Here is a 14240-nt window from a genome sequence, read left to right as displayed (position 1 = left end):
AGGGTCCCTCAAGGAGGCCTTCACGGACTTTCGCAGGTAGCGGGCGTAGCGCTTTGTTCTCGCACGAGCCCGCTGCGTAGCCGGTTACTATTCGGCCGCACAGACGGCACTTGTGCGAAAAGAGGTAACCGACGATGCAGGCCCGAGGACGCGCCGTCCTCGCGACACTTCTGCTCGTGGCGTTCCCGGTGGTGGTCGTCGCGGTGGGTGTCGCCAGTGTGCTGGCGGGCCTGCGGATCCAGGGCAAGATCGGCACCTACGTCATGTTCGGCGGGCTGGCGATCATGGTCGCGCTCGCCTTCGGGCTGCTGAGCGCGTTGCGGGCACGGCGTCCCCCGATCGAGGGGCCGCGGCTGGACCGCGACGCCCATCCCGCGTTCTGGGAGATGATCGACGACCTCGCCGCCCAGGTGAAGACGCGGCCGCCGGACGAGATCGTGCTGATCGGCGAGATCAACGCGGCGGTCAGCGAGGACGCCCGGTTCCTCGGTCTGCGGCCGGGCCGCCGCACGATGCTGATCGGGCTGCCGCTGCTGGCGGCGATGAGCGTGAGCGAGCTGCGGTCGGTCCTCGCGCACGAACTCGGCCACTACAGCGGCGGCCACACCCGCCTGCTCGCGCTGACCTACCGCGGCACCCAGACACTCGCCTTCACCGTCGACAGGCTGGACGGCGGTCCCGCCAGGGCCTTGCTCTCCGCCTACTCGAAGCTGTACCTGCTGGTCGCGCGGTCGGCGAACCGGCGGCAGGAACTGCAGGCCGACGAGGCGTCCGTGCTCGCCGCGGGCAGCCGCACGGCGGCCGCGGCCCTGCGGAAGGCCGCGACGCTGAGCCCGCTGTGGAAGGACTACGCCGAGCGCTATCTCTCGCTCGGCGCGGCGGCGCGGCGCACTCCCCCGGTGCTGCTGGGGTTCCGCTCGTACCTCAACCACCCCGTCCAGCGGGACTGGGTGGCCGAGTACGCCGAAGACGTCATCGACGGCGAAGAGCTCTCGAAGTACGACAGCCACCCGCCCACGAAACGGCGTATCGCCGCACTGGCGGGCGTCCCGGACAACCCGGTGAAGCCGGACGCGCGACCAGCCTGGTCGCTGCTGGGCGCGCCGAAGGTCGACGTGCCGGAGGCGGAGCTGGACGTGCTGATCCGCGACGTCGGGCCGCGCGCGGATTGGGACGAGGTCGTCAAACGCGCGGGCCGCGCGTCGGTGGCGGAGGGCGCGCGGCTGCTGACCGCGGCCGGGATCGAGAGCAGGCTGGCGCCGCGCGGCACGATCGGCGAGGTCGTGCGGGTCCTGCGTGACGGCGACGCCGACGCGCTCGCGAAACCCCTGCGGGCCCCGTCGCGCGAAGAGGGCCTGGAACTGCTGACCGAGCTGTTCGCCGACACCGTCACCGCCGCGATGATCGACAACGGTGTCGCCGCGCACCGCCTGAACTGGGGCGGCGGCTGGGAACTGTGCCTCGGCGACGGCGAGCCGTTCGACGTCGCCGAACTGGTCGGCGCGGCGGTGCGCAGCCCGCGCGCGGTCGACGAACTGGTCCACAACCTGCAGCTGCTGAGCGTGCCCGCCGCCTACTTCTGCAAACAGGAACCCCAGCCGGAACCGGATCCCGCCGAAGCCCGCATGCTCGGGCTGTTCACCGCGTTGAAGGCCAAACGGAAGCTCTACGACCTGATCGTCTGCGACACCGAGGTGGTGCTGCTGCCGATGGCGCGTTCGGTGCTGATCCGCCGCGGCCTCGCCGGCCTGATCGGGGCGCGCGGGGTGTCCGACCGCAAGCGGATCCGGAAGCTACGGGAGCGCGGCCTCGACGATCTGCGCGCCGAACCGGGCGCCCGGCGGATCCCGTTGTCGAACATCGTCGCGGGCGGTTTCCCGCGCCGGAAGCTGACCACGTACCTGACACTGGAACTGTCCGACGGCGAGACCCTGGAACTGGCGATCACCGGCAACACCGAGGATTTCGGCGCCGCTCACGACGAACTGACGGCGTTCTTCGGCTCGTTGAAAGCCTGACGCCGTTAAGGCTTGATCCCCACACCACCGAGGCTCAGGTGGTTCAGTTCCGTCAGCGGAGCGAGACGCGGCCCCTCCGGCCACCACTCGTGCAGGTGCACCACGCCGGGTTCGAGGATCTCCAGCCCGTCGAACAGCGACTCGATCTCATCTCGCCCGCGATGGACCGTGCGGTGCCCGGTGCCGGCCATCAGATCGTCGAGCTTCCGGGCGAGTGCGCCACGCGAGCCCTCGCCGGGTGTGAAGTCGTGCGTGATCAGCACATAGGACCCCGGCGCGATCGCGTCGACGTAGGCGCGCACGACGGCCCGCGCCTTGTCGAGGTCTTCGATGTGGTGCAGTACCGAGTTCAGGATCACCGCGACCGGGCGGTCGAGTTCGATGTGCTCGGCGACCACCGGATCGGCGAGGGTCCGCGCGGGATCGGTCAGATCCGCGCCGCTCACGTGGACGAGGTGGTCCTCCAGCAGCGCCAGGCCGTGCGCCTGGACCACCGGGTCGTGGTCGACGTACACGACCAGCGCGTCCGGGTTGTACCGCTGCGCCGCCTGGTGGGTGTTCTCCGCGGTGGGCAGCCCGGAGCCGAGATCGAGGAACTGGTCGATACCGCGGGCGTCGGCGAGGAAGCGGACCACCCGGTTCGCCCAGGCGCGGAACTCCTTGGCCATCGCGGCGGCGTCGGGGGCGAGGGCGAGCAGGTCCACGACGGCCTGCCTGTCGACCTCGTAGTGGTCGTGCCCGCCGAGCAGGACGTCCTTCATCCGGGCGAGATTGGGCTTGCTGTAGTCGAGGGGGAGCGGGCGCCTCGGCACAGACCGGACCTCGTCCGAAGTCATGGACACGTTCCACCCTTCAGCCGCGCACAGGCCACGCGAACGTGCCCACGGCTCCCTCGACATCGACGGACCGTACACAGATTACGACATGGCGTGCACCCCCGTGAACCTCCCCAAGGGCCTTGGCTACCTGCGACGATCACCCGAAGCCGAGTTCGCGCCAGGTGCGTCCGCCGTCGGTCGTGCGGTACACGGCGGACCCGCCATCGGCGTCCGGCAGACCGTCCACGACCACGCCGACCCGTTCGTCCGGGAAGTCCAGATCGTTGAGGCAGACCCCGCGGCCGCTGAGCACGGTCGTCGTCCAGGTCGTGCCGCCGTCGGCGGTGCTGTGCAGGAAGCCGGTGCCGCCGCCTTCCGCCGCGACGGTCGCCGCCGTGGGTGAGGCGGCGCTGAAGCTCTGGTTGATGCCGAGGGTCGGCGCCTGCGCCGTCCCGGTGAAGTGCCCGCCGAGTTTCGGCGCGCGCCACAGCCGCCGGACGGTCGCGCCCGGCTGCGGTGTCCCCGGTCCCCCGCTGCACAGCGCGAGCACCTGTCCCCGCCGGACTCCGCTCAGCGAAGCCGAACTGTCCGCCGGGCAGGGCGGCGGCGCGGTCGCGAAGGTCAAGCCGTCCGAAGAAGTCCAGTACTTCTGAACGCGGTAATCCGCCCCCATCGACACCTGGACCCCACCGCTCGTGGCGATGTCGCCGTAGGTCGTGGCGCCGGTGACGGTGAATCCCGGGACCGGCAGGAGAAGCCGCGTGCCGGAGATCCCGGCGTACAACGTCGTCGTCGACGGGCTGCCGAAACCGGTGACCATCGCGAACACCCGAGGGCCCGCTTCGGTGATCTTCGAAATATAGAAGGGTTCCCGAACCCCGGCGAGCCTGACCTCGGACCAGTTGCCGCCACCGTCGCGGCTGGCGAGCAGCCTGGTGCCGTCGGAAAGGAAGACGTCGCGCTCGTCGATCACCGTGAGCTTGACCTGATTGTGGTTGTCCGGCAACGAGATCGGCGGTTCGCCCGCGCGCCGCCACCGCTTCCCGCCGTCGGTCGTCGACAGCAGGGACGCGCACCATCCCGGTTTCCCGCACGGCGAGAACCCGAGGACGAATCCGCGCGACGGCCCGGTCCAGCTCGTCGACGCTGGGGCGAAACCCTTGGGCACCAGCGGTTCGGCGGCGGCGGGCGGGGTGAAGACGGCCAGGGCGGTCAGTGCGGCGGCGGCGAGCGCGGCCCACCGGTTCGGCTTCATGACCACGAGACGTACGGCCCGCGCCGGGGTTGCCCGCCGTTCGGGGTGAACCCGCGGATCTTCTCCGGTAGGCTCCCCACCCTTGTTTCGCCCGGGGCCGGACCGGGTATACGGCGTTCGGCCGGTGAGACGGAGGTAGCACCGATGGACGACGCGGGTTCGCGTGCTGGCGGTGACGAGGAGGAGGAACCCGATGCCGGGACCACTCAACGCCGGTTCAGCCTGAACGTCCACGACCCGGACCATCTCCCGCGCAAACTCGCCGGCCGCTACGAGGTCGGCGAGCTGCTCGGACGCGGCGCGACCGCACGCGTCTTCCGCGCCCGCGACCTGCTCGAACAGCGTGAAGTGGCACTGAAGCTGTTCCACGCCGACACGATGACCCGGGACGAGCGCCGCCGCCAGCAGGAGATCCAGACGCTCAGCGCGGTCCGCCACCCCGGGCTCGTCCCGCTGTACGACGCGGGCACCGACGACGGCTACACCTACCTCACGATGCGCCTGGTCGACGGGCCGAACCTGGCCCAGCGGCTGCGCTCCGGCCCGCTCCCCCAGGACGAGGTCGTCGAGCTGACCGCCCGGCTGGCCGACGCGCTCGCGCACGTCCACGCGCACGGCATCACCCACCGTGACCTCAAACCGGCGAACATCCTGATCGCCGACGACGGCCCGCTGATCGGCGACTTCGGGGTGGCGCACGCCTTCGACGCGACCAGGGTGACCGAGACCGGCGGTGTCGTCGGCACGGCGGCGTACATGGCGCCCGAACAGGTCCGCGGCGAGAACGTCGGACCGCCCGCCGACGTCTATTCGCTCGGCCTCGTCCTGCTCGAATGCCTGTCCGGGGAACGGGAGTACACCGGGACACCGGTCGAGGCCGCGGTCGGACGGCTGCACCGGCCGCCGCGGATCCCCTCCGGACTGTCGGCCACCATGACGACGCTGTTGCGCGGGATGACGGCGCGGAAACCGTCGCAGCGCCCGACGGCCGCGGCGATCTCCCGGATCCTGCTGGAGGATTCCACCGGTACGAAGGTCACCCATCTCGCGCCCGCCACCCGCAAACGGGCGGCCGTGGTCGCCGCCATCAGCGCACCCGCCGCCGCGATCACCATCGGGGTGCTGCTCGCGATGAACCAGGCCCCGGCGGATCAGCCGGTCCAGCCGGGCGGCCTGATACCCCCCGCGGCGACCGGCTCGTCCGCCCCGGTGGCGGGCCAGGGGCCGCGGTCCTCGGAGGCGGCCGAGGTGGACACCCACGGCCCGAAGGCGAGCAACGCCACCGTCGTGGTGACCGAAGACGTGCCCGCCTCCGCGGATCCGTCCGGTGCCACCGAAAGCATCGACGCCACCTCGACCCCGAGGGACACGACCGCCGCCAGCGAGCGGCAGAGCACCTCGGGCAAGCCGAGCAAGACCCGGCCGAGCCCGCCGACGAAGAGCAAGCCAGGCCCTCCCGGCTGAGCGACCGCCCGGCCGGGTGTCCACAGTGGACGATGATGGGAGACGGCGATGACCTACATCAACGACCCGCGTGAGCCACCGGAAGAGATCGTCGAACAGACGCCCGCCAGGATCCGTGTCGTGCGGATCGTCAACGCCCTCGTCCACGCGATCTGCTGGATCTTCGCGCTGGTGCTGATCGTGCACATCCTGCTGGTGTTCGGCGAAGCCAATCCGGGGAACGGGTTCGCGCAGCTGATCGACCAGTGGTCGCGAGCGGTCTCGCTCGGACTGCGGAACCTGTTCACCCCGGAAGGGCTCAAACCCCGGACACTGTTCAACGACGGTCTCGCCGCCCTGCTGTGGCTGATCATCGGCGGCGTGGTGACCGATCTGGTGTCGCGGATCGGCCTGCCCGGCCCCAAGCGGGTCTGGTACCGGCGACCGCTCAGTTGAGCGAGCCCGGTCTCGCTTCCGGAGCGTCACCGGCCTGGGCTTGCTCGGCCTGGGCGTCGGTGACCTCCGGGGCGGCCTCGGTCTCGGCCGACGGCTGCTCCGGCTCGTGTTCGGTCTCGAAGTGCTCACGGCACCAACGGCCGTAGCGTCTGGCATGCACGGTCATCGCGGCACCTCCTCCTCTGCCCACCACGATCCCCCATCATTGTGACGCGCGCCACTCGTTTATCCGGCGAATCGGGCCACGATCGCGGCGCAGAACGCGGGCAGGTCGCCGGGATTCCGGCTGGAGATCAGGCCGTTGTCGTCGACCACCTCCTGGTCGACGACGGTGCCGCCGGCGTTGCGGATGTCGGTGCGCACACTCGGGTACGACGTGAGCGTGCGGCCGCGGACCACGTCGGCCTCGACCAGCGTCCACGGCCCGTGACAGATCACCCCGACGGGCTTTCCGCTGTTCACGAAGTCGCGCACGAAGCGGACCGCGTTCTCGTCCACGCGCAGATTGTCCGGATTCATCGTGCCGCCGGGCAGGACGAGCGCGTCGAAGTCGTCGACCGTGACGTCCTTGACGACCCGGTCGACGGTGAACTTGTCCGCCTTGTCGATGTCGCCGTTCATGGCCTGGATCTCGCCGGGTTCCAGCGAGACGATCTGGGCGGTGGCCCCGGCGTCCGTGACCGCCTTGCGGGGTTCGACCAGTTCGACCTGTTCCACGCCGTCCGCGACGAGGATGGCCACGCGGCGTCCGTTGAGCGATGTCGTCATCGGTTCCCTCCTGAAGTCGTGTTCGCCCCCGGCTACCCCGCGGCGGCCCCGCCGAACCATGGGCATGAACCGCGATCACCGGGGGTATTCGCCGCGCATGCGATTGCGGCGAGCGGATCTGGGCTCCCCCGGTATCGGGAGGCGGCGAAGAGGCCGGGGTTTCGGCTACCTGACGCCGGACGGCGAACCGCTGAAGGACGAGGAGACGATCGAGCGCATCGAGGCGCTGGCGATCCCGCCCGCGTGGCGGCGCGTATGGATCGCGCCGCACGAGAACGCCCACATCCAGGCCGTCGGAGTCGACGACGCGGGCCGGAAGCAGTACCTGTACCACGGAGAATGGCGACGGGCCCGCGACGAGGAGAAGCACGAGCGGGTCCTCACGCTGGCGCGGCGCCTCCCCCGGCTGCGCCGGACCATCCGGGAGGATCTCGCTTCCCGCGGCCTCACCCGCGAACGGGTCCTGGCCGGCGCGCTCCGCATGCTCGACCTCGGCGTGTTCAGGACCGGTGGCGAAAGCTACGCCGACGAGAACGGCACGCACGGGGTGGCGACCCTGTTGTGCGAGCACGTTTCGATCCGGGAAGGCTGCCTGCTTTGCGACTATCCGGCGAAAGGCGGGATCCAGCGGAAGGTCCGGCTGCGGGACGAGGGCCTCGTCCGGCTGATCCGCTCGCTCAGGCGTGCCCGCGGTGACGAGGTGCGCCTGCTCGCCTACCGGAACGGTCGCGGGTGGCAGGAGATCCGGGCCGAAGACCTCAACGAGCGGTTCAAGGAACTCACGGGCGACGACTTCACGGCCAAGGACCTGCGCACCTGGAACGCCACCGTCCTCGCCGCTTCCGCCTTCGCGGAGACCGAAAAGCCTTCCAGTAAAAGAGGATTGAAGCGGGTCGAGAAGGCCGTGATGGCCGAAGTCGCCGAAGGACTGGGCAACACGCCGGCCGTGGCGCGACGGTCCTATGTGGACCCCCGCGTGATCACCGCCTACCGCCGGGACCGGACGATCGCGCGGGCGACGCGACGGGCGGAGAAGATCTCCGATCCCGACGAGGCCCGCGACATCGTGGAGCGTGCGGTGGTGCGGCTACTGAACGGGTCGTGAGGCCTCGATGGCCAGGACGGCGATGTCGTCGTGCGTCCCGCTGCCAAGCCATTCCCGCACCGCGGAGCGGACCCGGGCGACCACCTCGCGGCCGGACATCCCCTGGCAGCCGACCAGCAGTTCCCGCAACCGCTCGTCGCCGAACAGGTCCGACGGACGCTCATGGTGACGCGCTTCGGTGATGCCGTCGGTGTAGAGCAGGCAGACGTCGCCCTCGCCCAGCCGGATGGCCGTCTCGGCGAACCGCGCCTGCGGCGAGATCCCGACCAGTGTGCCGGGCAAGGTGATCTCGTCGACGCCGCCACGACGGCGCACCACCAGCGGCGCGGGATGGCCCCCTGAGGCCAAGGTGACGCCGAGACCGTCTTCGTTCGCCAGCACCGAACCGAGCACCAGCGTGGCGAACCGGCCGCTGCCGCCGGTGATGAGCAGGGAGTTGAGCAGGCTCAGCAACGTGGTGTTGTCGTGCTCGACGAGGTCGAGCGCGGCGAGGGTCTGCCGGACCCGGCCGGTGAGCGCGGCCGCCTCGGCGCCCTTCCCGCAGACATCGCCGAGGACGAACATCGCGCCGCCGCCTTCGCGCGGCAGGACGTCGTAGAAATCGCCGCCGACGTCGAGCAGACCGCCCGACGGCTCGTACCAGACGTCGAACTTGACGCCGTGGACGTCCGGCGGCGGGGTCGGGCGCAGCGTGGTCTCCAGGCCGCGGGTGGCCTCTTCCTGGCGGGCGTAGCGGTGCGCGTTCGCCAGCGCCGTCCCTGCCGCGCGGGCGAATTCGGTCACCGCGCGCGGGTGGTCCTCGCCGAACGCGGGCGCGCCGCGCCTGCCGAGCACCACCGCCCCGGTGACCCCGGCGCCGCCGTCGAACCCCAGTGAGACCACGGTCACGGACGGATGGACGGCGAGCCGTTCCGCGACGATCGCGGGCAGCGTCGCGATCTCCTCCTCCGGCACCGCTTTGGCTTCGAGTTCCTCGGTGGAGGCGAAGGTGCCGGCGAGCACCGGCGCGAGCTGGGCCGGCACCCGGCGGATCCGGCCGTGCCCGTGATTGGTGCGGTGATCGCAGCTCCACCATTCCCACCGGCCACGGGTGGTCGGCAGCAGCACGAACACGCAGTCGGCGAGTTCGGCGGCGGCGACCTCGGCGATCACCTTCGCCGTGCCGTGCCGCCCTCGCGCGGAGGCGAGCCTGGGTGCCGAAGCGGCGAGGAAACCGTCCACGCGGGGACCGTCGGCCGCGACCGCGGAGGTCACCGTCCACGCGTGCCAGCCGCCGGGCAGCGTCCGGATCCGGGCCGGGAACCGGCGGCCGGTGTGCTCGACATGCCCGACGTCGGGACCTTCGGCGGTCAGTATCGGGCGCCCGCCGCCGAACAGCTCGCGGGCGGCGGGATTCGACCAGCGCAACGCGCCGCCGACGTCCTGCACGAGCACCGCGTCACGGACGTCTTCCAGCAGCTCACGCCAGAACCGCCCGGATTCGGGCAGCGCGCCCTCGCTGGTCGCCGTCGACGACTCCGAGGGGAGCGACGTCGAGGCCGGGGCCGGCCGTGACACCATTCCCGGACCTCCTCCTGCCTGGCGGGTAGCGCAGTGTGAGCGGGCGGACTGGCTCGAAGTGTAGGTCGAATCATGGCACGCTGATGCGACGACCATGGCTTGGCATGCGTGGTGGAGAGGGTCGACACAGATGACACAGCACTCCCAAAGGGACCGGATCCCCGTGGAAGGTGGTGGCGGCCAGGTGGACGAAGCGACCCTGGAACGCCTGCTCGCGGCGGCTCGTGACCTCGGGGACGGCAACTTCCGGCGGCGGCTCGTGGCGCACGGCGACGGGCTCGCGGCCCAGCTCGCGGGCGCCTTCAACGACATCGCCGAACGGAACCAGCGACTGGTGACCGAACTCCTGCGCGTCCGCGAGGCGGTCGGCAAGGAAGGCAGGCTAACCGAGCGCGTCGCGGCCGAGATCGGTCCCGGCGGCTGGGCCACCGCGGTCGACGTCGTCAACGGGCTGATCGAAGACGTGAGCAGGCCCACGGCCGAGCTCAACCGCGTCCTCGGCGCGGTCGCCGAGGGCGATCTGTCCGAGCCGATGCCCTTGGAAGTCGGCGGCCGGCCGCTGCAGGGCCAGTTCGCCGAAGTCGCGAAAACGGTCAACGGGCTGATCAAGCAGCTTTCGCGGTTCGCGACCGAGGTCACCAGAGTCGCCCGCGAGATCGCCACCGAAGGACGGCTCGGCGGTCAGGCCGAGGTCCCGGGGGTGGCGGGCACCTGGCGTGATCTCACCGACAACGTCAACGTGATGGCCAGCAACCTGACCGACCAGGTGCGCAACATCGCCCAGGTGACCACCGCGGTGGCGCGGGGCGATCTGACCCAGAAGATCAACGTCGACGCGCGCGGCGAGATCCTGGAGCTCAAGAACACCGTCAACATCATGGTCGACCAGCTCTCGTCGTTCGCCGACGAAGTGACCCGGGTGTCACGCGAGGTGGGTAGCGAAGGCCGTCTCGGCGGTCAGGCGCAGGTCCCCGGCGCGGCGGGCACGTGGCGCGACCTCACCGACTCGGTGAACCTGATGGCGGACAACCTGACCGACCAGGTCCGCAACATCGCCCAGGTGGCCACGGCGGTGGCGAAGGGCGACCTCTCGCAGAAGATCAACGTCGACGCCAAGGGCGAGATCCTCGAACTCAAGAACACGCTGAACACGATGGTCGACCAGCTGTCGTCGTTCGCCGACGAGGTCACGCGGGTGGCGCGCGAGGTCGGCAGCGAAGGCCGTCTCGGCGGCCAGGCGACCGTGCCGGGCGTGGCCGGGACGTGGCGCGGGCTCACCGATTCGGTGAACCAGATGGCCGACAACCTGACCGACCAGGTCCGCAACATCGCCCAGGTCACCACGGCGGTGGCGAAGGGCGACCTGACGCAGAAGATCACGGTCGACGCGCGCGGCGAGATCCTCGAACTGAAGACGACCGTCAACACGATGGTGGATCAGCTCTCGTCGTTCGCCGACGAGGTCACCCGTGTCGCCCGCGAGGTCGGCACGGAAGGTCAGCTGGGCGGCCAGGCGCAGGTGCCGGGGGTCGCCGGGACGTGGCGCGACCTCACCGGGTCGGTCAACTTCATGGCGAACAACCTCACCGCGCAGGTGCGCAACATCGCCCAGGTGGCGACCGCGGTGGCGAAGGGCGACCTGTCGCAGAAGATCGCCGTCGACGCCAAGGGCGAGATCCTCGAACTGAAGAACACGCTGAACACGATGGTGGATCAGCTGTCGGCGTTCGCCGACGAGGTCACCCGCGTCGCCCGCGAGGTCGGCAGCGACGGAAGGCTCGGCGGTCAGGCGCAGGTGCCCGGCGTGGCCGGGACGTGGAAGGACCTCACCGACAACGTCAACTTCATGGCGAACAACCTGACCGACCAGGTCCGGAACATCGCCCAGGTCACCACCGCCGTCGCGAAGGGCGACCTGACGCAGAAGATCATCGTCGACGCGCGCGGCGAGATCCTGGAGCTCAAGAACACCGTCAACATCATGGTCGACCAGCTTTCGGCGTTCGCCGACGAAGTCACCCGGGTGTCGCGCGAGGTCGGTACCGAAGGCAAGCTCGGCGGCCAGGCGCAGGTGCGCGGCGTCGCCGGGACCTGGAAGGACCTCACCGACAACGTCAACGTCATGGCCACCAACCTCACCGACCAGGTGCGGAGCATCGCGACGGTGACCACCGCGGTGGCGAACGGCGACCTGTCGAAGAAGATCTCGATCGACGCGCAGGGCGAGGTCGCCGTCCTCGCCGAGACGATCAACAGCATGGTCGAGACGCTGCGCGCGTTCGCCGACGAGGTCACCCGCGTCGCCCGCGAGGTGGGTACGGAAGGCATCCTCGGCGGCCAGGCCCGCGTGCCGAACGTGGCGGGCACGTGGAAGGCGTTGACGGACAACGTGAACGTCATGGCCGACAACCTGACCGGACAGGTCCGCAGCATCGCGACGGTGACCACCGCGGTGGCGCAGGGCGATCTGTCGAAGAAGATCGACATCGACGCGCGCGGTGAGATCCTCGAACTCAAGACGACCATCAACACGATGGTCGACCAGCTCTCGGCCTTCGCCTCCGAAGTCACCCGCGTCGCCCGCGAGGTCGGCACGGACGGCACGCTCGGCGGTCAGGCGGAGGTGCCCGGCGTCGCGGGCACGTGGTCGCGGCTGACCGAAAGCGTGAACCAGCTGGCCGGGAACCTGACCACCCAGGTGCGCGCGATCGCGCAGGTGGCCACCGCGGTGACCGCCGGCGATCTGACCCGGCACATCACCGTCGACGCGTCCGGGGAGGTGGCCGAACTCAAGGACAACATCAACCAGATGATCGCGAACCTGAAGGAGACCACCCGGGCGAACCGCGAGCAGGACTGGCTCAAGACCAACCTCGCGCGGCTGTCCGCGCTCATGCAGGGGCACCGCGACCTCGCGTCGGTGGCGACGCTGATCCTGTCCGAACTGACGCCGCTGGTGTCCGCGCAGCAGGGCGCGTTCTTCCTGGCCCGCGAAGACGAGCAGGAAGAAGTGGTCCTGGAGAGCATCGCCACCTACGGGCTGGCGAAATCCCAGAACGGCCTGCGGTTCTCCCCCGGCGAATCGCTCATCGGGCAGGCCGCCGTCGACCGGCGCACGATACTGGTCCACGAAGCGCCGCCGGAGTACGCGCTCATCTCGTCGGGACTGGGTTCGGCCGCGCCGGTCAACGTGATCGTGCTGCCGGTGCTGTTCCAGGGCGAGGTGCTGGGCGTGCTGGAACTGGCGACCATCAACGCCTTCAGCACCGTGCACATCGACCTGCTGGAACAGCTGAAGGAGACCATCGCGGTCAACGTCAGCACCATCCAGTCCAACTCGCGCACCGAGGCCCTGCTGACCGAATCCCAGCGCCTGGCACAGGAACTGCGCGCCCGGTCCGAGCAGTTGCAGGCGCAGCAACGGGAACTGCGGCGGTCCAACACGGATCTGGCGGAGAAGGCGGCGCTGCTGGCGCAGCAGAACCGCGACATCGAGGTCAAGAACAGCGAGATCGAGCAGGCGCGTCAGGAGCTCGAAGAGCGTGCCGGGCAGCTGACCATGGCGTCGCAGTACAAATCCGAGTTCATGGCGAACATGTCGCACGAACTGCGGACGCCGCTCAACAGCGCGTTGATCCTCGCGAAACTGCTCTCGGAGAACCCGGACGGGAACCTGTCGGAGAAGCAGATCCAGTTCGCGCGGACGATCTACTCCGCGGGCAGCGACCTGCAGCAGCTGATCAACGACATCCTCGACATGGCCAAGGTCGAGGCAGGCCACCTGGACCTGCAGATGTCCGACGTCACGCTGCCCGAACTGGTCGAGTACGTCGAATCGATCTGCCGTCCGCTCACGTCGGACAAGGGCCTGGAGTTCGCCGTCCTCATCGACCCACCGGTGCCGTCGTCGATCCACACCGACGAACACCGCGTGCAGCAGGTGCTGCGGAACCTGCTGTCCAACGCGGCGAAGTTCACCGACGAAGGCGGTGTGCGCCTGCACATCCGGATGGCCGACCCGGGCGAGGTCGAAGCCGACTCGCTGCGCAACGCCCCCGGCGTCCTCGCGTTCGCCGTGGAGGACACCGGGATCGGGATCGCGCCGGACAAACTCGCGATCATCTTCGACGCGTTCCGCCAGGCCGACGGCACCACGAGCCGCAAGTACGGCGGCACCGGGCTGGGTCTGTCGATCAGCCAGCAGCTGACGGAACTGCTCGGCGGCGAACTGCGGGTCCGCAGCGATCCCGGCAAGGGCAGCACGTTCACCCTGTATTTGCCGGTGAGCGCGTCGAACCTGGTGGTCCCGACCTCCGCCGCGGCGAGCGGTGTCCCGCTGATCATGGCCGTGCCGCAGGTGATCCCGGTGACGCCGTCGCAGCGGTTCCACGGCGAGAAGATCCTGATCGTCGACGACGACCTGCGCAACGTCTTCGCGCTGGCCGCCGTACTGGAACGCAACGGCCTGGAGGTCATCTACGCCGAGACCGGCGTCGCGGGCATCCGGGCGCTGGAACGGCACGAAGACACCGCGCTCGTCCTGATGGACGTGATGATGCCCGAACTGGACGGCAACGCCACGATCACCGCGATCCGCGCCGAGGCCGCGCACGAAGACCTGCCCGTGATCGCCGTCACCGCGAAGGCGACCGCGGAGGACAAGGCGCGGACGCTCGCTTCGGGCGCTGACGACTACGTGACCAAGCCTGTGGACACGGACAAGCTGCTGGACCTGATCGCGGCCCATCTGGAGGCGGATGCCGCCTCCAGCGGCCTCTCGCAGGCCGTGACACCCGCCGAGTCCGACTGAGCTTCGG

General features: G+C 70.0%; 10 protein-coding genes. 5 read left to right on the top strand and 5 right to left on the bottom strand.

Annotated elements, in window-relative coordinates:
* Positions 1 to 134: 134 nt before the first annotated feature.
* On the top strand, positions 135 to 2018 hold the full coding sequence (locus AMK34_RS20265; RefSeq protein ID WP_073846429.1) for a M48 family metalloprotease: 1884 nt from the start codon (positions 135 to 137) through the stop codon (positions 2016 to 2018).
* Positions 2019 to 2023: 5 nt separating this feature from the next.
* Here AMK34_RS20265 and AMK34_RS20260 read toward each other — a convergent pair whose 3' ends face one another.
* Both AMK34_RS20260 and AMK34_RS20255 read right to left on the bottom strand, forming a co-directional pair.
* The gene (locus tag AMK34_RS20260; protein WP_073846428.1) at positions 2024 to 2854 is read right to left on the bottom strand and encodes an SAM-dependent methyltransferase; all 831 of its coding nucleotides are present in this window, start codon (positions 2852 to 2854) and stop codon (positions 2024 to 2026) included.
* Between the two features lie 139 nt (positions 2855 to 2993).
* Positions 2994 to 4091, bottom strand: coding sequence for a sialidase family protein (locus AMK34_RS20255; RefSeq protein ID WP_083649993.1), 1098 nt, complete (start codon positions 4089 to 4091; stop codon positions 2994 to 2996).
* Positions 4092 to 4235: 144 nt separating this feature from the next.
* On the opposite strand from AMK34_RS20255, the gene AMK34_RS20250 reads away from it, so the two are divergent.
* Positions 4236 to 5555, top strand: a complete 1320-nt coding sequence (locus AMK34_RS20250) for a serine/threonine-protein kinase (RefSeq protein ID WP_073846426.1) — start codon at positions 4236 to 4238, stop codon at positions 5553 to 5555.
* A 48-nt stretch (positions 5556 to 5603) separates the two neighbouring features.
* Positions 5604 to 5990, top strand: a complete 387-nt coding sequence (locus tag AMK34_RS20245) for a hypothetical protein (RefSeq protein ID WP_038517317.1) — start codon at positions 5604 to 5606, stop codon at positions 5988 to 5990.
* Here the strand turns inward: AMK34_RS20245 and AMK34_RS43215 are convergent.
* A complete protein-coding gene (locus tag AMK34_RS43215; protein ID WP_198941707.1) occupies positions 5983 to 6156 on the bottom strand; it encodes a hypothetical protein in 174 nt (57 codons plus the stop codon). The two genes, AMK34_RS20245 and AMK34_RS43215, sit on opposite strands and share 8 nt — an antisense overlap.
* A gap of 59 nt (positions 6157 to 6215) precedes the next feature.
* Positions 6216 to 6758, bottom strand: coding sequence for a type 1 glutamine amidotransferase domain-containing protein (locus AMK34_RS20240; protein WP_073846425.1), 543 nt, complete (start codon positions 6756 to 6758; stop codon positions 6216 to 6218).
* Between the two features lie 97 nt (positions 6759 to 6855).
* Here AMK34_RS20240 and AMK34_RS20235 point away from each other — a divergent pair, with 97 nt between their 5' ends.
* Entirely contained in the window at positions 6856 to 7863 is a 1008-nt protein-coding gene (locus tag AMK34_RS20235) for a DNA topoisomerase IB (protein ID WP_073847127.1), read from the top strand.
* Here the strand turns inward: AMK34_RS20235 and AMK34_RS20230 are convergent.
* Positions 7846 to 9423 (bottom strand): SpoIIE family protein phosphatase, encoded by a 1578-nt coding sequence (locus AMK34_RS20230; protein ID WP_038517323.1) that lies wholly within the window; start codon positions 9421 to 9423, stop codon positions 7846 to 7848. The genes AMK34_RS20235 and AMK34_RS20230 overlap by 18 nt on opposite strands.
* A 184-nt stretch (positions 9424 to 9607) precedes the next feature.
* On the opposite strand from AMK34_RS20230, the gene AMK34_RS20225 reads away from it, so the two are divergent.
* Positions 9608 to 14233: a HAMP domain-containing protein gene (locus AMK34_RS20225; protein WP_038524094.1), complete on the top strand. Its 4626-nt coding sequence runs from the start codon at positions 9608 to 9610 to the stop codon at positions 14231 to 14233.
* Positions 14234 to 14240: the final 7 nt, after the last annotated feature.

This window comes from Amycolatopsis sp. CB00013 (assembly GCF_001905755.1).
Lineage (GTDB): Bacteria > Actinomycetota > Actinomycetes > Mycobacteriales > Pseudonocardiaceae > Amycolatopsis > Amycolatopsis japonica.
The sequence above is the reverse complement of the archived record's forward strand: the minus strand, read 5'-3'. Positions and strand labels throughout refer to the sequence as shown.